At 72.0% G+C, this 18,599-nt stretch carries 15 protein-coding genes and 1 pseudogene; 7 read left to right on the top strand and 9 right to left on the bottom strand.

Going from position 1 to position 18,599, the window contains the following annotated elements; translation table 11 throughout:
• Positions 1–140: 140 nt before the first annotated feature.
• The gene (locus tag ACIQU3_RS16020) at positions 141–1,019 is read right to left on the bottom strand and encodes a LysR substrate-binding domain-containing protein (RefSeq protein WP_403925536.1); all 879 of its coding nucleotides are present in this window, start codon (positions 1,017–1,019) and stop codon (positions 141–143) included.
• Between the two features lie 196 nt (positions 1,020–1,215).
• On the opposite strand from ACIQU3_RS16020, the gene ACIQU3_RS16015 reads away from it, so the two are divergent.
• Positions 1,216–2,229 carry a bile acid:sodium symporter family protein gene (locus ACIQU3_RS16015; RefSeq protein ID WP_403734285.1) on the top strand — a complete coding sequence of 338 codons (1,014 nt, stop codon included), beginning with the start codon at positions 1,216–1,218 and terminating at the stop codon, positions 2,227–2,229.
• Here ACIQU3_RS16015 and ACIQU3_RS16010 read toward each other — a convergent pair.
• The 3 genes from ACIQU3_RS16010 to ACIQU3_RS16000 form a co-directional block, all read right to left on the bottom strand.
• Positions 2,165–3,400, bottom strand: a complete 1,236-nt coding sequence (locus tag ACIQU3_RS16010; protein WP_403733830.1) for a DUF4185 domain-containing protein — start codon at positions 3,398–3,400, stop codon at positions 2,165–2,167. The genes ACIQU3_RS16015 and ACIQU3_RS16010 overlap by 65 nt on opposite strands.
• 11 nt (positions 3,401–3,411) lie before the next feature.
• Entirely contained in the window at positions 3,412–5,283 is a 1,872-nt protein-coding gene (locus tag ACIQU3_RS16005) for an exo-alpha-sialidase (RefSeq protein WP_403733833.1), read from the bottom strand.
• Positions 5,284–5,452: 169 nt separating this feature from the next.
• Positions 5,453–6,370: a zinc-binding alcohol dehydrogenase family protein gene (locus tag ACIQU3_RS16000; RefSeq protein ID WP_403733837.1), complete on the bottom strand. Its 918-nt coding sequence runs from the start codon at positions 6,368–6,370 to the stop codon at positions 5,453–5,455.
• Here ACIQU3_RS16000 and ACIQU3_RS15995 point away from each other — a divergent pair.
• A pseudogene (locus ACIQU3_RS15995) lies at positions 6,283–6,684 on the top strand (MarR family winged helix-turn-helix transcriptional regulator); the annotation flags it as partial. The gene ACIQU3_RS16000 and the pseudogene ACIQU3_RS15995 sit on opposite strands and share 88 nt — an antisense overlap.
• Positions 6,685–6,904: 220 nt before the next feature.
• Here the strand turns inward: ACIQU3_RS15995 and fdhD are convergent.
• From fdhD to ACIQU3_RS15970, 5 genes are read right to left on the bottom strand one after another with little or no spacing between them, the layout of a single operon-like run.
• Positions 6,905–7,753 carry a formate dehydrogenase accessory sulfurtransferase FdhD gene (fdhD, locus tag ACIQU3_RS15990; protein WP_403733840.1) on the bottom strand — a complete coding sequence of 283 codons (849 nt, stop codon included), beginning with the start codon at positions 7,751–7,753 and terminating at the stop codon, positions 6,905–6,907.
• A 7-nt stretch (positions 7,754–7,760) separates the two neighbouring features.
• On the bottom strand, positions 7,761–8,621 hold the full coding sequence (locus ACIQU3_RS15985) for a 2Fe-2S iron-sulfur cluster-binding protein (RefSeq protein ID WP_403925533.1): 861 nt from the start codon (positions 8,619–8,621) through the stop codon (positions 7,761–7,763).
• Positions 8,618–10,450 carry an NAD(P)H-dependent oxidoreductase subunit E gene (locus tag ACIQU3_RS15980; protein WP_403925530.1) on the bottom strand — a complete coding sequence of 611 codons (1,833 nt, stop codon included), beginning with the start codon at positions 10,448–10,450 and terminating at the stop codon, positions 8,618–8,620. The genes ACIQU3_RS15985 and ACIQU3_RS15980 overlap by 4 nt, the downstream gene beginning before the upstream one ends.
• A 5-nt stretch (positions 10,451–10,455) precedes the next feature.
• On the bottom strand, positions 10,456–12,381 hold the full coding sequence (locus ACIQU3_RS15975) for a molybdopterin oxidoreductase family protein (RefSeq protein ID WP_403925527.1): 1,926 nt from the start codon (positions 12,379–12,381) through the stop codon (positions 10,456–10,458).
• Positions 12,378–13,349 (bottom strand): 2-dehydropantoate 2-reductase, encoded by a 972-nt coding sequence (locus ACIQU3_RS15970; RefSeq protein WP_403925524.1) that lies wholly within the window; start codon positions 13,347–13,349, stop codon positions 12,378–12,380. The genes ACIQU3_RS15975 and ACIQU3_RS15970 overlap by 4 nt, the downstream gene beginning before the upstream one ends.
• Before the next feature lie 218 nt (positions 13,350–13,567).
• Between ACIQU3_RS15970 and ACIQU3_RS15965 the strand changes: the two genes are divergently transcribed.
• From ACIQU3_RS15965 to ACIQU3_RS15945, 5 genes are all read left to right on the top strand, one after another.
• Positions 13,568–14,902, top strand: coding sequence for an OFA family MFS transporter (locus ACIQU3_RS15965; protein ID WP_403925521.1), 1,335 nt, complete (start codon positions 13,568–13,570; stop codon positions 14,900–14,902).
• Complete coding sequence (locus ACIQU3_RS15960; RefSeq protein ID WP_403733864.1) at positions 14,871–15,011, top strand: hypothetical protein; 141 nt, start codon at positions 14,871–14,873, stop codon at positions 15,009–15,011. Before ACIQU3_RS15965 ends, ACIQU3_RS15960 begins: the two co-directional genes overlap by 32 nt.
• Before the next feature lie 202 nt (positions 15,012–15,213).
• Complete coding sequence (locus ACIQU3_RS15955; RefSeq protein WP_403925519.1) at positions 15,214–16,152, top strand: beta-ketoacyl-ACP synthase III; 939 nt, start codon at positions 15,214–15,216, stop codon at positions 16,150–16,152.
• Between the two features lie 170 nt (positions 16,153–16,322).
• On the top strand, positions 16,323–17,000 hold the full coding sequence (locus ACIQU3_RS15950; protein WP_403733869.1) for a GntR family transcriptional regulator: 678 nt from the start codon (positions 16,323–16,325) through the stop codon (positions 16,998–17,000).
• A 338-nt stretch (positions 17,001–17,338) separates the two neighbouring features.
• On the top strand, positions 17,339–18,520 hold the full coding sequence (locus tag ACIQU3_RS15945) for an ROK family protein (protein ID WP_403733871.1): 1,182 nt from the start codon (positions 17,339–17,341) through the stop codon (positions 18,518–18,520).
• Positions 18,521–18,599 lie beyond the last annotated feature (79 nt).

The following is an 18,599-nucleotide window of genomic DNA, read 5'->3' as shown; positions in this document are numbered from 1 at the left end:
GGACACAAAACTGACGGTTGAGTAAGTTTCGGTGCCGTAATCTCCACCGAATCTGTACGAGTCCGGCCGTGGTAGGGCGCGCCTTGCGGCAGGGTCTCTTCTGCCAGCGGAGCGGCGGCGGATTCTGTCACTCCGATTCGTCACAGCCCCTTGCGCTCGCTGCGGTGCAGCCGGTCCCCGCCCGCCAGGATCGCCGCCGCCAGTGCGTCCGCCGCGCCCTGCGCGGAGGGCCGGCGCCGGCCGTGGACCAGGACGAAGTCGACCTGCCCGAGTTCCGGCAGCCCCGCCCGGTCGGGGACCCGGACCAAACCCGGCGGGATCAGGCCGCGGGAGTGCGCCATCACGCCGAGACCGGCCCGGGCCGCCGCGACGAGACCGTTCAGGCTGCCGCTGGTGCACACGACCCGCCATTCCCGGCCCTGCCGTTCCAGGGCCTCCAGGGCGAGCGCCCGGGTGATGCCCGGCGGCGGGTACACGATGAGCGGCACCGGGCGGTCCGGGTCGAGCCGGAGGCGTTCCGCGCCGATCCACACCAGCCGGTCGTGCCGGACCAGCTCGCCCCGCGGGTCCTCGGGCCGCCGCTTGGCGAGGACGAGGTCCAGCTTCCCGGCGGCCAGTTGCTCGTGCAGCGTGCCCGACAGCTCGACCGTCAGCTCCAGGTCGACCTCGGGGTGCTCGTGCCGGAAGCCCTCGAGGATCTCGGGCAGCCGCGTCAGCACGAAGTCCTCCGAGGCTCCGAAGCGCAGCCGGCCGCGCAGCCGGGTGCCGGTGAAGAACGCCGCGGCCTGCTCGTGCACCTCCAGGATCCGGCGCGCGAAGCCCAGCATGGCCTCGCCGTCCTCCGTCAGCTCCACCGAGTGCGTGTCCCGGTTGAACAGTGTCCGGCCGGTGGCGTCCTCCAGCCGCCTCACGTGCTGGCTGACCGTGGACTGCCGCAGCCCGAGCCGCCGCGCGGCCTGCGTGAAGCTCAGCGTCTGCGCCACCGACAGGAACGTGCGCAGATGGGACGGGTCGTACACAGCTCCGCATGCTATCGCGTAACGCGATGACAGTGAGAGCGGTATACGGGATTCCCGATCGCCGGTCGGGGGAGCAGGATGGGACGGGGCCGCCGCGGCCCCGGACCGACCGCAGCACGAAGCAGACCGAAGCACCAAGCAAACCGAAGCACCAAGCAAGTGGAGCACCGTGAAACGCCTGCGCTGGCCGAACTGGATGCCGATCGACCCCTACATCCTGCTGCTGCTCGGGACGGTCGGCCTCGCCGCACTCCTTCCGGCGCGCGGGCCGGCCGCCGATGTCGCCTCGGGTGCCTCCACGGCCGCGGTCGCCCTGCTCTTCTTCCTGTACGGCGCGCGGCTCTCCACGCGTGAGGCGCTCGACGGCCTGCGGCACTGGCGGCTGCACGTGACGGTCCTGGCCTGCACCTTCCTGGTCTTCCCACTGCTCGGGCTCGCGGCCCGCGGGCTGGTGCCGGTGATCCTGACGCACCCGCTCCACCAGGGCCTGCTCTTCCTCACACTGGTCCCGTCGACCGTCCAGTCGTCGATCGCCTTCACGTCCATGGCGCGCGGCAACGTGCCCGCGGCGATCTGCGCGGGCTCCTTCTCCTCGCTCGTCGGCATCGTCGCCACCCCGCTGCTCGCGGCCTCGCTGCTCGGCGGCAGCGGCGGCGGGTTCTCCGCCGAGTCACTACTGAAGATCGTGCTGCAACTGCTGGTGCCGTTCCTCGCCGGGCAACTGCTGCGCCGCTGGGTCGGCGGTTTCGTCACCCGCCACAAGCCGGTCCTCGGTCTGGTGGACCGCGGCTCGATCCTGCTCGTCGTCTACACCGCCTTCAGCGCGGGCATGGTCCAGGGCATCTGGCACCAGGTCAGCCCCGCGCGGCTCGGCGGCCTGGCCGTCGTCGAGGCCGTGATCCTCGCCGTGATGCTGATGCTCACCTGGTACGGCGCCAAGGCGCTGCGGTTCGGCCGGGCGGACCGGATCGCGATCCAGTTCGCCGGCTCGAAGAAGTCCCTGGCCGCCGGACTGCCCATGGCGAGCGTCCTGTTCGGCGCGCAGGCGGCGCTCGCCGTGCTGCCCCTGATGCTCTTCCACCAGATGCAGCTCGTCGTGTGCGCGGTGATCGCCAAGCGGCGCGCGCGGGAGGCGGCGGCGGAGGTCACCGCACCGCGGCCAGCCGCAACGACACGAACCGTGGTCGGTACAGGGACACGTTCCGGCTGAGCTGGGCGTCCGCGCCCGTCGTCTCCAGGCAGTTGACGTCGTAGCTCAGCACGAGCCGTCCGCCGCCGCTCAGCACGGGATGCGCCTGCGGGTTGTAGGCGGCGACCTGCCCCCGGGGCAGCGGCGGGCTGAACTCCTTCGCCGGTCCGTGCCACGGCCCGGCGGGCGAACAGGCCCAGTAGGACGCGACGGTGGTCAGCCCCTTCGGGCCGGCGGCCATCGTGAACAGCACGTACGTACCGCCCTTCCGGACCACCGAGAACGCGCTGCCCACCCCTTTGTGCCGCCCGTCCCCGAGAACCGGCCGGGGACGGGCCCGGGGCACCCACGCCGAGCCGCTCCAGTACTGCCAGGCCGACGGGTCCGCGAGCCGGCCCTCCGGTACCCGGGCCGCGTACGCGTGCGAGGCGGGACGGGAGGCGGCCCGGCCGTCGTCGCCGCCGAACACGTAGGTCCAGCCGTCCTCCTCGACCAGAGTGGTACCGAACAGCACCCGACGGGACGGGTCGGGGACCGGACGCTGGTCCAGCACCTCGGTGATCGACTCCAGGCGCAGCCCGGGCAGGGACAGTGTGGCGACCTCGGTCGCGGTCGGCACCCCGTAGATCCAGGGGGGCGTGCCTGCCGTGCGCACCCACAGCAGCACCCGCACGACCTGCTCCGGGGAGCCGGGGGAACGGGGTTCGACACGGGCGGCGACCGGCCAGCGCCAACGGCCGGGCGCGGGGTCGGCGAACAGCGGCGCCGGCAGGGTGGTTTCGAGGCGGCCGTCGCGCATCAGCACGGCGGAGTTGCGCACCAGCGGCGTGCCTGCGTCCCGCCAGGTATAGGACTCGCCGTGCGGGTTGGGCGGCCCGTACACCCGGCCCAGATAGGTGTCCGAGAACAGCCACAGCACCCGGCCGTCCGGCAGCCGCACCGAGTGGGTGCCGTCGCCGCCGGTCCAGTCGTCCGTGCGGCTCGCGTCGTCGCCGTAGCGGGCGAACTCGGCGTCGAGGCCGTCGTCCGCCTTCCACGAGCCGACCGTGAGCGCCCCGCAGGCGTCGTCCGGACCGCCGTCGTCGTCCGGCAGGGCGATGAGCAGCGCCGCACCGAGAACCAGGACCAGCAGCAGGCCGATCCCGGTTCCCGTGCGCTGTCGGGCTCGTAAGGCTCCTGAGGCGTCGGGCACGTGCCGTGACGTTAGTTGCTGCCGCTCACCCGGTCCATGGGCAGCCACAGCACGGTGCCCCTGGAGGCCGCGCCCGAGGCGCCGGAGGCCAGCTCCTCGTCGCTCAGGGCCCGGTTCCACACCCGGACGTCGTCGATCGCACCGGTGAGGAACGCCCGGCTGTCCATGCGCTGCCCGATGTGCACGCCGAACGGGGAGTTGCGGCTGACCGACCCCGGCACGTCCGTGGTGCCGAGCGCCTCGCCGTCGAGGAAGAGCGTCAACCGCCCGCCGCCGCGGCGCAGCGCGAGATGGTGCCAGCGGCCGTCGTTGTGGGCGCCGTCGGTGGACACCGAGGCGGACCTGACGGTCGTCGCGCCGGACCGGGTGGTGATCAGTCCCCGGACCCGGTCGCTCGCCGGTTCCCCGCGCAGCCAGATCTGCGGCTGGGTGGTGCCGATGCCGCCCATCCACAGGAAGGGCTGCTCGCCGGCCGTGGCCGTGTAGCGGAAGTGCAGCGACGCCGTGAAGTCCCCGTCCCCGAGCGGCAGCCGGGACCGGTAGGGGAGCTGGACCGCGTCGTCGGCGCCGTCGAAGGACAGCGCGCCGCCGCGGACACCGGCCGTGCGCGCCGCACCGCCGAGCACGGCCGCGGGCCTGGCGCCCGCCGCCGCGTCCGGCGTGGTCGGGTCGGCGCCCCGGCGCGGCTTCAGCCAGTCCTCGGTGAAGCGGGCGAAGCGGATCTCGTCGCGCGCGTCGACGGCGCCGGCCTCGTACAGCAGCCCGACCGTGGTGCCGTCGACGGGCGCCATGTCGGAGTAGCCGGACCAGTCCGTGGTGACGACCGTCCCCCGGTCCACGCTCTCCCAGGTGCGTCCGCCGTCGTAGGAGGAGCGGACCATCATCGTGCGGCGGCGGTCGGGGTCGGCGGGAGCGGACAGCAGCATCCGGTGGCCGAGGCGCAGGGTCGCGCCCTGGACCTGCGGGGTGTACAGGTCCGGCAGGTCGCGGAAGGGCGTGGCGAAGCTGTCGCCACCGTCCACGCTGAGGGTCTGGGAGCGGTGACCGAGGTCGGTGCCGTCCTGCTCACGGCCGCTGACGAGCAGGGCGCCGTCGGCGCGTTCGGTGAGTGTCACCTCCGACGGCTTCTGCCGGAACGTGCCGTCCTGCGCTATGGGCCAGGTGTCCGTGGCGCCGATCTCCCAGGAGTCGCCGCCGTCGTCGCTGATCACGAGCGCGGCGTGGTTGGCGGAGACCCGACTGCCGTTCCAGGTCTCGGTGTTGACACCGAGCACCAGCCGCCCGGCGTGCCTGCCGCGGGTGAGCTGGATGCCGTGCACGGGACCCGTCGCGTACCAGGAGTTCCAGTCCTCGGGCAGGATCTCGTCGCTCAGATCGCGCGGCTGCGACCAGGTCCGGCCGTCGTCGTCGCTGTACTGAAGGTGCGGGGTGCGGTCGCAGGGCACGGTGCAGTTGCCGGCGTCCGCACGGCCGGTGTTGTACGTCTCGGCCAGCAGGATCCGGCCGGTCCCGCGGTCCACGACGGGGGCCGGGTTGCCGTGCGTGTCGCCCGCGCCCTCGGTGACGACCTGGAGCGGCCCCCAGGTGCGGCCCCCGTCGGTGGAGCGCTTGACGACGATGTCTATGTCGGCCGCGTCACCGCAGTTGAGGACCCGGCCCTCGGCGAAGGCGAGCAGGGTGCCCCGGGTGGTGCGCACCATCGCCGGGATCCGGAAGCAGGCGTAGCCGGGATCCTGGGACGCCTTGAAGAGCACCTGCTGCTCGAACTCCGGTAACGGCGTGGCGGGTCGGCTGTGGGCCGGGACGGTGGGCGCGAGCAGCGCCCCGGCGGTGACGGCGGCTGTCAGGGTGGATCTCAGACGTGCGCGAAGACTTGACGGCATGGTGCGACCTGCCCTTCATGCGTCTGTCGGCTGGACCACCTGGTCGTGGGAGAGGACGCTCCGGACCAAGACATCCGGACATCCGGACATGCGGACATCCTGACATCCCATGTCCTGTCCGTGGGTCACAGACGGTACTTGGCTCGCAGACCCCCCACAAGGACCCGCGTCAGGGGATCAGGACGACCTTGCCCAGGTTGGACCGGCCCTCGATCTCCGCGTGCGCCTTCGCCGCGTCCTCCAGGGCGAACCGTCCGTGGACGGCGGGCCTGAGCTCTCCGGCGTCGAACAGCCGCCACAGCTCCTCGCGCCACCGCTCGTACAACTCCGGCTTCCCGCGGGCGATGCGGGCCATCTGGAAGCCGCTCACCGACTTGGCGTCCACGAGCAGGTCGTAGGCCTGGATGGCGCCACCACCCGAGCTGTACGCCACCAGCCGCCCCTCGGGGACCAGCGCGTGCAGGGCGCGGGTGAGCAACTCGCCGCCGACCGCGTCCAGCACGTAGTCGACCGGGGTGCCCCAACTCCGGTCGCCGTAGGCGATGACGTGGTCGGCGCCCAGACCGCGCACGAAGTCGGCCTTGCCCGGATCGGAGACGGCGCCCACGACACGCCCGGCGGCGCGTGTCCTGGCCAGCTGCACGGCCAGGTGGCCGACGCCGCTCGCGGCCGCGGTGACCAGAGCCGCCTCGCCCGGCTCGGGGCGGGCCGCCTCCAGGGCGCCGAGGGCGACCAGGCCGCTGCGGACCAGGGCGACCGCGTCGACGGCGCTCGCGTCCCGAGGGACCGGGGACGCCATGGCCTCGTGCAGCACGGCGAAGTCGGCGTAGCCGTGGCCGAAGCAGAGCCCGGTCACCCGGTCGCCGGCGCCGAAGCGGGTGACGCCCTCTCCGACGGCCGTGACCCGCCCGGCGATCTCGCCGCCGAGCGGGACCGGTTCGGCCGCCTCGGTGACCTTGCGTACGACCGGGAGGGTGACGCCGATCGCCTCCGTGCGCACGAGCAGCTCGCCGGGGCCGGGCTCGGGGGGCCTTGCCTCCTCCAGGAAGAGGGGGCCGCCTCGGGTTTCGTAGCGGACGCGGCGCATCGCACCTCCGGGTTCGTCGGCAGTCCCGACGAGGTCGTTGGGAGGCCGACCTCGGCCGCGGGGTCCGGCTGGACCCCAAGGACCTGGTCGGGATCCTGAACGACCTCCAGGCGGCCGGCCTGGTCGTGCGCGAGCCGGACCCCGTGGACCGCCGCAAGAACGCGGTGTCCCTCACCCCGCGCGGAGCCCGGCTGCTCGAGCGCTGCGAGAAGGCGGCCCGCGCGGCCAACGACGAACTGCTCGCACCGCTGTCGGCGGACGAGCGGGAGCAGTTCACCTCGCTGCTGCTGCGGATATCCGGCACGGCCGACTGAGAACCCCGGCCGCTCCCGGCATCCCGCACGGCCGACTGAGAACCCCGGCCGCCCCGGCATCCCGCACGGCCGACTGAGGCCCTGGCGGCTCCCGGCATCCCGTACGGCAGGCGGCGACCCCGCCGGGCTTCGTGAGGGCAGGCCGAGACGGGGCCCCTGCGGCGCAGGGGGCGCTCCCCGCCGGTCGGGGCCCCGCCGCCGTGTCGCGGGAGGGACCTGCTCAGCCCTGGGCGGCCGCGGCCCGCACAGCGATCCGGTCCTCACCCGCGTACACGTTCATGGAACTGCCCCGCAGGAAGCCCACCAGCGTCAGGCCCGTCTCGGCGGCCAGGTCCACCGCCAGTGACGACGGCGCCGACACGGCCGCCAGGACCGGAATGCCGGCCATCACGGCCTTCTGCGCCAGCTCGAAGGAGGCCCGGCCCGACACGAGCAGGATCGTCCGCGACAGCGGCAGCTCCCCGTTCTGCAGGGCCCGACCGACCAGCTTGTCGACCGCGTTGTGCCGGCCCACGTCCTCCCGGACGTCCAGCAGCTCGCCGCGTTCCGAGAACAGCGCCGCCGCGTGCAGGCCCCCGGTCCGGTCGAAGACCCGCTGGGCCGCGCGCAGCCGGTCGGGAAGGCTCGCGAGCAGCTCGGGGGAGATCCGGACCGGGGGAGTGTCGGCGATCGGCCACCGGGCCGTGGTGCGCACCGCGTCCAGCGACGCCTTGCCGCACAGCCCGCACGAGGACGTGGTGTAGACGTTGCGCTCCAGCGTGATGTCCGGGACCACCACGTCCTGGGAGGTCTTCACGTCGACCACGTTGTACGTGTTCGAGCCCTCGGCCGTGGCCCCGGCGCAGTACACGATGTTCTGCAGGTCCTGCCGCCCGGCCAGCACCCCCTCGCTCACCAGGAACCCGGCAGCCAGCGCGAAGTCGTCGCCAGGCGTGCGCATGGTGATCGCCAGAGGCTTGCCGTTGAGCCGTATCTCCATCGGTTCCTCGGCGACGAGCGTGTCCGGACGGCTGGAGACCGCCCCGTCGCGGATGCGGAGCACCTTGCGTCGTTCCGTGACTCGTCCCATGTCCTGATCAGTCCCGGTTCTGTACGTGCTGGTAGCCGAAGCGGCCCTTGATGCAGAGATTGCCGTGGGTCACCGGGTTGTCGTGCGGCGAGGTGACCTTGACGATCTCATTGTCCTGCACGTGCAGTGTCAGGTTGCAGCCCACTCCGCAGTACGCGCACACCGTGGTCGTCTCCGTCTGCCGTGCCTCGTCCCAGGTACCCGCCGCGCGCATGTCGAACTCGGACTTGAAGGACAGCGCGCCCGTGGGACACACCTCGATGCAGTTCCCGCAGTACACGCACGCCGAGTCGGTCAGCGGCGCGTCGTGTTCCACGGCGATCCGGGCGTCGAAACCGCGCCCGGCGACCGAGATCGCGAAGGTGTTCTGCCACTGATCGCCGCAGGCGTCGACGCACTTGTAGCAGAGGATGCACTTGTCGTAGTCGCGGACGTACAGGTCGTTGTCGACCCTCGGCTCCTCGTTCAGCCGCGCCGCGCCGGGGCCGAAGCGGTCCGGCTTCGCCTCGTACTCCTTGAGCCACCCGGCGACCTTCGGGGTCGTCGACAGGTCGACCGACGACGCGAGCAGTTCCAGGACGACCTTGCGGCTGTGCCGGGCGCGCTCGGTGTCCGTACGGACCTCCATGCCCGGCTCGGCCTTGCGCGAGCAGGCCGGGACGAGCGTCCTCGCTCCCTCGACTTCCACGACGCAGATCCGGCAGGCGTTCTTCGGGCGCAGCGTGTCGCCCTCGCACAGGGTCGGGACGTCCTTCCCGGCGGCCCGGCACGCGTCCAGGATCGTCGAGCCCTCGGGGACCCGGGCCTCCTCCCCGTCGAGGGTGAACTCCAGCATGCGGCGCGGGATCCCCAGCGGTGTGACGGTCATTCGTACGCCCCCAGACGGTCGATGGCGGATTCCACGGCGTTCCACGCGGTCTGGCCCAGACCGCAGATCGAGGCGTCCCGCATGGCGCGTCCGACTTCCCGCAGCAGCGCGACGTCCCCGGCGGCCTCGGCGCCCGTGCGATCCACGATCCGGTGCAGCGCCTCCTCCTGCCGCACCGTGCCGACCCGGCAGGGCACGCACTGACCGCACGACTCGTCGCGGAAGAACGCCGCGATGCGCAGCAGCAGCCTGGGCAGCGGCACACTGCCGTCGAAGGCCATGACGACGCCCGAGACGAGCGTCGTGCCCGCCTCCCCGGTGCCTTCGAAGGTGAGTGGAATGTCCGTCTCGTCGGCCCGTACGAAGCCGCCCGCCGCGCCGCCGAGCAGCACCGCCCGCAGCCCGTCCCGCACCCCGGCGAGCGCGAGCAGCTCGCCCAGCGTCGCACCGAACGGCACCTCGTAGACGCCGGGCCGCTCCACAGTTCCGGACACGCAGAACAGCTTCGGGCCGGTGGACCGCCCCGTGCCGATCGCCGCGTACGCCGGGGCGCCCATCGTCAGGATCGGCAGCACGTTGACCAGTGTCTCGACGTTGTTCTCGACCGTCGGCTTGCCGAACAGGCCCTTCTCCACCGGGAACGGCGGCTTGGAGCGCGGCTCGCCCCGGTAGCCCTCGATGGAGTTGAACAGGGCCGTCTCCTCACCGCAGATGTAGGCGCCGGCACCGCGCCGGATCTCGATGTCGAAGGCGTAGCCCTGGCCGAGGACGTCGTCGCCGAGCAGTCCGCGCGCACGGGCCTGGCCGATCGCGTGCTCCAGCAGGTGCAGGGCGCGCGGGTACTCGCCGCGCAAATACAGGTAGCCCCGGTGCGCGCCGGTCGCGTACCCGGCGATCGTCATCGCCTCGACGATCGCGTACGGGTCGCCCTCCATCAGTGCCCGGTCCTTGAAGGTGCCCGGCTCCGACTCGTCGGCGTTGCAGACGAGGTAGTGCGGACGGTCCGGCTGGGACGCCGTGGCCTGCCACTTGCGGCCGGTGGGGAACGCGGCGCCGCCGCGCCCGACCAGGCCCGAGTCCGTGACCTCGCGGATGACCCCGGCGGGGCCGAGTTCGAAGGCCCGGCGCAGGGCGGTGTAGCCGCCGTGGGCGCGGTAGTCGTCGAGGGACGACGGGTCGACCACGCCGACGCGGTGCAGCAGCATCAGGCCGTCCTGCCCGGCCTGGGGCACCGCCCGCGCGGCCGGTGGCTCCTCCGGTGCGGAGTCGGGCGCGCTCGCGGCGAGCACGGCCCCCTCGACGGTCGCCGGCGCCGAGACCGCCGTACGGACGGGATCCCCGGCCTTGATCGCGAGTGCGGCCGGGGCCCGTTCGCACAGGCCCAGGCAGGGGCTGCGCTCGACGCTCACCCCGCTGCCGGGGCCCAGCCGCGCCTCGATCCCGGCACACAGCTCCGGCGCACCCGCCGCCGCGCACGCCAGGTCCGTGCACACGTGGAGCACGGTCGCCGGACGCGGCTTGACCGAGAACATGGCGTAGAAGGTAGCGACCCCGTAGGCCTGTGCCGGCGGCACCGTCAGCCGCCGGCACAGGTAGCCGAGGGCGCCCTCGCTGATCCAGCCGATCCGGTCGTTGATCGCGTGCAGCCCCGGCAGCAGCAGGTCGCGACGGTCCCGGGCCTCGCGCCCGCCCCGTGCCCACCGCAGGTCGGCGGCTCGCATCTCATCGCGGGCGGCGCCTTCCCAGGAGGACTCCGGAGGCCCGAGCAGGGCGTCCACGGCCGCCCGCTCCTCGTCCGTCGGTTTGCTGTCACCGAAGTGCAGATCCACTTACGTCACCCCACGATGGTCGCGATGGGCAGCTTCTCGATCCGGATCGCCGACGCCTTGAACTCCGCCGTCCCCGCGATCGGGCAGTTCGCCTCGATCGTCAGGGCGTTGGTGTCCACCTCGTCGGGGAAGTGCATGGTCATGAAGGCCAGCCCCGGCCGCAGCGCGGTGTCCACCCACACCGGCGCGGTCACCGACCCGCGCCGCGAGGTCACCTGGACGTGCTCGCCGACCACGACCCCGTAGCGCTCGGCGTCCTCCGGGGACAGTTCGACGAACTCGCCGCGCCTGAGCGGGGAGGCGTAACCGCCGCTCTGCACACCGGTGTTGTACGAGTCGAGCCGCCGCCCTGTGGTGAGCCGGATCGGGTACCTCTCGTCGGTGAGGTCCACCGGCGGGTCGTGCTGCACGATCCCGAAGGGCGCGAGCGGGCCCCGCCGGGCGGGGTCGGTCTCCCACAACCGGCCGTGCAGGTAGGTGGGTTCGACGGCGTCCGTGCTGGGGCAGGGCCACTGGATGCCTTGGTGCTCCTCCAGCCGCTCGTACGTCATGCCGTAGTGGTCGGGCGAGACGGACCCCAGTTCGTTCCACACGGCCTCGGCGTCGGCGTACTTCCAGTCGTGGCCGAGACGCGTCGCCAGGTCGCAGATGATGTCGATGTCCTCGCGGGCCTCACCGGGCGGGCTGACGGCCTTGCGCACGCGCTGGACCCGCCGTTCGCTGTTGGTGGTCGTGCCGTCGGTCTCCGCCCAGCCGGCGGTGGCCGGCAGGACGACGTCCGCGAGCCCGGCCGTCTTCGTGAGGAAGATGTCCTGCACGACCAGGAAGTCCAGCGCCTTCAGCCGCCGTACGGCCTGCTCGCTGTCCGCCTCGGACTGCGCCGGGTTCTCGCCGATGCAGTAGACGGCCTTGAGCGTGCCGTCCTCCATGGCCTCGAACATCTCCGTGAGGTTCAGGCCGTAGTGCGGCTGGATGACGGTGTCCCAGGCCGACTCGAACTTCAGCCGGCTGTCCGGGTCGAGGATGTCCTGGAAGCCGGGCAGCCGGTTGGGGATCGCGCCCATGTCGCCGCCGCCTTGCACGTTGTTCTGCCCACGCAGGGGCTGCAGGCCCGAGCCGTAGCGGCCGACGTGCCCGGTGAGCAGCGACAGGTTGATCAGGGCGCGGACGTTGTCGGTGCCGTTGTGGTGCTCGGTGATGCCGAGGGTCCAGCACAACTGGGCCCGCTCGGCACGGGCATAGGCGTGCGCCAGCTCGCGGATCGCCGCGGCCGGCACACCCGTCACCTTCTCGGCGAGCGACAGCGTCCACGGCTCGACCAGGGCCTTGTACTCCTCGAAGCCGCTCGTCGCCCGCTCGATGAACGCCTCGTTCGCCAGCCCCGCATGGATGATCTCGCGGCCGATCGCGTGCGCCATCGGGATGTCCGTGCCGACGTTGAGCCCCATCCAGCTCTCAGCCCACTCGGCGGTCGAGGTCCGGCGCGGATCCACCGCGTACATCCGGGCGCCGTTCCTGATCCCCTTCAGTACGTGCTGGAAGAAGATCGGATGCGCGAACCGGGCGTTGGAGCCCCACATCACGATGACGTCGGTGCGCTCGATCTCCTCGTACGACGACGTCCCGCCGCCCGAGCCGAACGCCGCCGACAGGCCCGCCACGCTCGGGGCGTGGCAGGTGCGGTTGCAGGAGTCGACGTTGTTGGTGCCCATGACGACCCGGGCGAACTTCTGCGCCACGTAGTTCATCTCGTTGGTGGCGCGGGCACAGCTGAACATGCCGAAGGCGCCGCGGTTGCGCCCGAGGTCCCGGGCGGCCCGGTCCAGGGCCTCCTCCCAGGTGGCCCGCCGGAACGGTTCGTTGCGGGAGTCCCGGACGAGCGGGTGGGTGAGCCGGGTGTAGGTCGTGGGGGTCCGGTCGCGATTCCTCATGCGGCGCTCCTCAGCGCGAGCAGGTCCGAGATGGCGTGCACGGTGCGCAGGGTGGGCACCTCCACGCCGGTGATCTCCGCCAGTTCGACGACCGCCGCGAGCAGCACGTCGAGTTCGAGCGGCTTGCCGCGCTCCAGGTCCTGGAGCGTGGAGGTGCGGTGGTCGCCGACCCGCTCGGCACCGGCGAGCCGGCGCTCGATGGAGACGCCGACCTCGCAGCCGAGGGCCGTGGCGACCGCGAGCGTCTCGGTCATCATGATCTCGATGACCTTGCGGGTGCCGCCGTGCAGGCACATCTGCCGCATGGTCGCGCGGGCCAGCGCGCTGATCGGGTTGAAGGAGATGTTGCCGAGCAGCTTGACCCAGATGTCGCCGCGCAGGTCCGGCTCGACCGGGCACTTCAGACCGCCCGCCTGCATGGCCTCGCTGAAGTCGAGACAGCGCGCGGAGCGGCTGCGGTCCGGTTCGCCGATGGAGAACCGCGTGCCCTCCAAGTGACGTACGACGCCCGGTCCTTCGAGCTCGGTCGCCGCGTAGACGACACAGCCGACGGCCCGTTCCGGCGCCAGCACCGCACTGACCGCGCCGTCCGGGTCGACACTCTCGACACGATGGCCGTCGTACGGGCCGCCGTGCCGGTGGAAGTACCACCAGGGGATGCCGTTCTGGGCCGCGACGATCGAGGTCGTCCCGTGCAGCAAGGGCGCGATCAGCGGCCCGCACGCCGCGTACGCGTTGGCCTTCAGGCCCAGGAAGACATGGTCGACCGGGCCTACCTCGGCCGGGTCGTCGGTGGCGTGGGGGTGCGCGGTGAAGTCGCCGCGTGGGCTGCGCACCCGGACTCCGTGCCGCCTCATGGCCGCCAGATGCGGTCCACGGGCGATGAGATGCACCTCGGCACCAGCGCGGTGGAGCGCGGCGCCGACGTAGGCGCCGATGGCACCGGCGCCGAGAACTGCGACTTTCACGGGAACGCTCCGTTCGGTTTGAGGGATACCGCGGAGGTGGGGGGAGAGCGAGACCGGCTCGGACCGGAAGATGTCGACGAAATATTGTCTACAGTATGGAGGTTGGGTGGGCAAGGGCGCGCGCGCCGACCGTTCGGCGCATGCCGGATACCGCTCACCGCATACGGTCGACGGCTCGTCTTCCCAACTCCCTTGGGGATCCCTACCGTCCGGGATTCATGAGTCCCCCCGTCGCGCCCCCGGGCTGGAGCCGCTGGCTCGTTCCGCCCGCTGCTCTCTCCGTACATCTCTCCATCGGCCAGGCCTACGCCTGGAGCGTGTTCAAGCCGCCCCTGGAGTCCGCGCTCGGCCTCAGCGGCACGCAGAGCGCGCTGCCCTTCCAGCTGGGCATCGTCATGCTGGGCCTGTCCGCCGCGTTCGGCGGCACCCTCGTGGAGCGCAACGGCCCGCGCTGGGCGATGACCGTCGCCCTGCTCTGCTTCTCCTCCGGCTTCCTGCTCTCCGCGCTGGGCGCGCACCTGGAGCAGTACTGGCTGATCGTCCTCGGCTACGGCTTCGTCGGCGGCATCGGTCTGGGCATCGGCTACATCTCACCCGTCTCCACGCTGATCAAGTGGTTCCCGGACCGGCCCGGCATGGCCACCGGCATCGCCATCATGGGCTTCGGCGGCGGCGCGCTCATCGCCTCGCCGTGGTCGGCCCAGATGCTGGAGTCGTTCGGCGGCGACAGCTCCGGCATCGCCCTCGCCTTCCTCGTGCACGGGCTGTCATACACCGTCTTCATGCTGCTGGGGGTGCTTCTGGTCCGGGTTCCGAGGGATGCCCCAGGGGCGCGGGGAACTGCGGGACACGAACCCACCGGCCCGCAGGTCTCCGCGAAACAGGCGCTGCGCACCCCGCAGTTCTGGCTCCTGTGGATCGTGCTCTGCATGAACGTCACCGCGGGTATCGGCATCCTGGAGAAGGCCGCACCAATGATCACGGACTTCTTCGCCGACACCTCCACCCCGGTGTCCGTGACAGCCGCCGCCGGATTCGTCGCGCTGCTGTCGGCGGCGAACATGGCGGGCCGCATTGGCTGGTCCTCGACGTCCGACCTCATCGGCCGCAAGAACATCTACCGCGTCTACCTGGGCGTCGGCGCCCTGATGTACGCCCTCATCGCCCTGTTCGGCGACTCCTCCAAGCCGCTGTTCATCCTGTGCGCCCTGGTCGTCCTCTCCTTCTACGGCGGCGGATTCGCCACGGTTCCCGCCTATCTGAAGGATTTGTTCGGTACGTACCAGGTCGGTGCCATCCATGGGCGGCTGCTCACCGCATGGTCCACGGCCGGGGTGCTCGGCCCGCTGATCGTGAACTGGATCGCCGACCGGCAGGAGGAGGCGGGCCGGCACGGCGCGTCCCTGTACGGCCTGTCCTTCGCCATCATGATCGGGCTGCTCGTCGTCGGCTTCGTAGCCAACGAACTGGTCCGGCCCGTCGACCCACGCCACCACGCCCCCGCCCCGAAGGAGGCCGCCCATGCCGAGCGACAGCAGTCAGAATCCGCCTAGCCCGGACCGGCGGTGGCTGATCGCCCTCTCCTGGGCGTGGGTGGGCGTACCGCTCGCCTACGGACTGTACGAGCTCGTCCGCAAGGCGACGCAGCTGTTCACCGGATAGCGCCGGGACGCGGGTGGAAGCCGGGGCGCGGGCAGGGGCCGGGCCGCCGGGTGGGCGCTCGACAGGTGTCCGGGCGTCCGAGCACCTGACCGAAGCGAACAACCCCGGCGCCCGTTTCCTGTCGCCTTGGCTGCCGTCGTACCCGTGAGTCACTGATCAGACTGGTGGATCCGCTACCCAAGGCACGAGGGGGATCCACCCAATGAACGGCTCGCGCATCGCCGCCGTCGGCCACTACCAGCCCGCCAAAATCCTCACCAACGAGGACCTGGCGGGCCTGGTCGACACCAGTGACGAGTGGATCCGGAGCCGGGTGGGCATCCGCACGCGGCACATCGCGGGCCCCGACGAGCCGGTCGACGAGCTGGCCGCCCATGCCGCCGCCAAGGCCCTCGCCGCGGCGGGACTGACCCCCGCGGACATCGACCTGGTGCTGGTCGCCACCTCCACCGCCGTCGACCGCTCGCCCAACATGGCCGCCCGGGTGGCGGCCCGGGTGGGCATCCCGCAGGCCGCCACCATGGACCTCAACGTCGTGTGCGCCGGCTTCACCCACGCCCTGGCCACCGCCGACCACGCCGTCCGCGCGGGGGGCGCGAGCCGGGTGCTGGTCATCGGGGCCGACAAGATGTCCGAGGTGACCGACTGGAGCGACCGCACCACCTGCGTGCTCGTCGGGGACGGGGCCGGGGCCGCGGTGGTGGAGGCCGCCGACGAGCCGGCGATCGGGCCGGTCCTGTGGGGCTCGGTGCCCGAGATGGGTAACGCGGTGCGCATCGAGGGCACCCCGCCGCGCTTCGCGCAGGAGGGCCAGAGCGTCTACCGTTGGGCCACCACTCAGCTCCCGCCCATCGCCCGCCGGGCCTGCGAGCGGGCCGGGCTGGAGCCGGCCGACCTCGCCGGAGTGGTGCTGCACCAGGCGAACCTGCGCATCATCGAACCTCTGGCGCAGAAGATCGGCGCCGTCAACGCGGTCGTCGCGCGCGATGTCACCGAGTCCGGCAACACCTCGGCCGCGAGCATCCCGCTGGCCTTCTCGAAGCTGGTCGAGCAGGGCTCGCTCACCACGGGCGACCCGGTGCTGCTGTTCGGCTTCGGCGGCAACCTGTCCTACGCCGGGCAGGTCGTGCGCTGCCCGTGAGCGGCTGGGCGTCGTGACCCGGCCCTGCCCCGGGGTGTGACGCGGTCAACTCCCCGAAAACCTGCCCCTTGTGCGCCGTAGACTGTAGACGAAAGACAATCAATACTGACTCTGCGGCGATACCGGTTCGCGCCGCGCTGTGCACGGCCCTGCCGAGGAGGGGGACCGCGATGCTGTCGACAGGCCTGCCCCAGGGGGCGGTACCCAAGCTGGAACGCCCGGGTCCGCTGCGCGACCGTGTCTACGAGGCACTGCTCGAACTCATCACCACCCGTGCGCTCCAGCCCGGCCAGCACCTCGTCGAGAGCGAACTCGCCGGGCACCTCGGCGTCTCCCGGCAGCCGGTGCGCGAGGCGCTGCAGCGGCTCAACACCGAGGGGTGGGTCGATCTGCGGCCCGCCCAGGGCGCGTTCGTGCACGAGCCGACGGAGGAGGAGGCCGACCAGCTCCTCACGGTCCGTACGCTCCTGGAGGCCGAGGCTGCCCGGCTCGCGGCGGCCAACGCCGACAGCGCGGGCATCGCCGCGCTCGAAGCGCTGTGCGCGGAGGGCGAGAAGGCCGTCGACGCCGACGACGTGGACGCGGCCGTCGCCATGAACGCCCGCTTCCACGCCAAGATCATGGAGCTCGCCGGCAACGCGGTCCTGGCCGAACTCGCCGCCCAGGTCGACCGGCGCGTGCGCTGGTACTACACGCCGGTGGCCCGCCGGCGCGGCCACCAGTCCTGGATCGAGCACCGCGAACTGATCGCCGCGGTCGCCGACCGGGACGAACAGCGCGCCACCCGGCTGATGCGCGAACACACCGAGCACACGCGGCGGTCGTATCACGCGCGTTCCCGCTCGTAGCTTCGTGGCCTCGTGGCTTCGTGGCTGTGTAGCTGTGTAGCTCCTCCACGGGCCCGTAGGCCCGTAGGCCCGTAGGCCGTAGGTCCGTAGGTCTGCAGGTCCGAAGCCCCGGGGTTCCGTAGCTCCGGGGCTTCGTGGTGCCACCTCGCCCCGCTGCGAGGCAGGGCACCCTTCGCCACGGCTTTGTCCTGCGAGTGGAGAAAGTAGGGGGCAATCTCTGCGCGACTTCTTCCCACTCCCGGCAGCCGCTGCTACGTTCCCTCCGAAAGCAAGCCACCGAGGTGGCGGAAAACCGGCGCGCGCAGGCCGATCGAGGCGGGGAGGGGCTCGTGAGACGTATGACCGCACGACCCGGAAACGCCCACCAGGCCCGACTGCTCAAGCTGTTGCGTGACGGCGGCCCCAACTCCCGTGCCCAGTTGGGCGACCAGGTCGACCTCTCGCGGTCCAAGCTCGCCGTGGAGGTGGACCGGCTGCTGGAGACGGGGCTGGTCGTGGCCGACGGACTCGCCGCTTCGCGCGGGGGCCGCCGTTCCCACAACATCCGGCTCAACCCCGAACTCCGCTTCCTCGGCGTCGACATCGGCGCGACCTCGGTCGACGTCGCCGTCACCAACGCCGAGCTGGAGACACTCGGGCACCTCACCCAGCCCATGGACGTGCGCGAAGGGCCCGTCGCGGTCTTCGAGCAGGTCCTGGCCATGGCCGCGAAGCTGAGGGTGTCCGGGCTCGCGGAGGGGTTCGACGGCGCCGGCATCGGTGTCCCGGGCCCCGTCCGCTTCCCCGAGGGCATCCCGGTCGCACCGCCGATCATGCCCGGCTGGGACGGCTTCCCCGTGCGGGAGGCACTCAGCCAGGAACTCGGCTGCCCGGTCATGGTCGACAACGACGTCAACCTCATGGCGATGGGGGAGCAGCACGCGGGCGTCGCCCGTACCGTCGCCGACTTCCTCTGCGTCAAGATCGGCACCGGCATCGGCTGCGGCATCGTCGTCGGCGGTGAGGTCTACCGCGGCACGACGGGCAGCGCCGGCGACATCGGGCACATCCAGGCCGTCCCCGACGGCCGCCCCTGTGCCTGCGGCAACCGGGGCTGCCTGGAGGCCCACTTCAGCGGAGCGGCCCTGGCCCGAGACGCGACGGAAGCCGCCCAGCAGGGGCTCTCCGCCGAACTGGCCTCGCGGCTGGACACCGACGGCGCACTCACCGCCGTGGACGTCGCCGCCGCGGCCGCAGCCGGTGACGCCACCGCCCTCGATCTGATCCGCGAGGGCGGCAACCGCACCGGCCAGGTCATCGCCGGCCTGGTCAGCTTCTTCAACCCGGGCCTGGTGGTGATCGGCGGCGGGGTGACCGGCCTCGGCCACACCCTGCTCGCCGCGATCCGCACCCAGGTCTACCGCCAGTCGTTGCCGCTGGCGACCGGCAACCTCCCCATCGTCCTCGGGGAGTTGGGTCCCACCGCCGGAGTGATCGGCGCGGCCCGGCTCATCAGCGACCACCTGTTCTCACCCGCGTAGTCCTTCACGACAGCACGGCTCCCTCTGCACAGCGCCCTGCTCTGCCCTGCCCTGAAACCGGCCCGCACGCCCGCCAAGG

Origin of the sequence: Streptomyces sp. NPDC101110, assembly GCF_044759525.1 — a bacterium.
GTDB lineage: Bacteria > Actinomycetota > Actinomycetes > Streptomycetales > Streptomycetaceae > Streptomyces.
The sequence above is the reverse complement of the archived record's forward strand: the minus strand, read 5'-3'. Positions and strand labels throughout refer to the sequence as shown.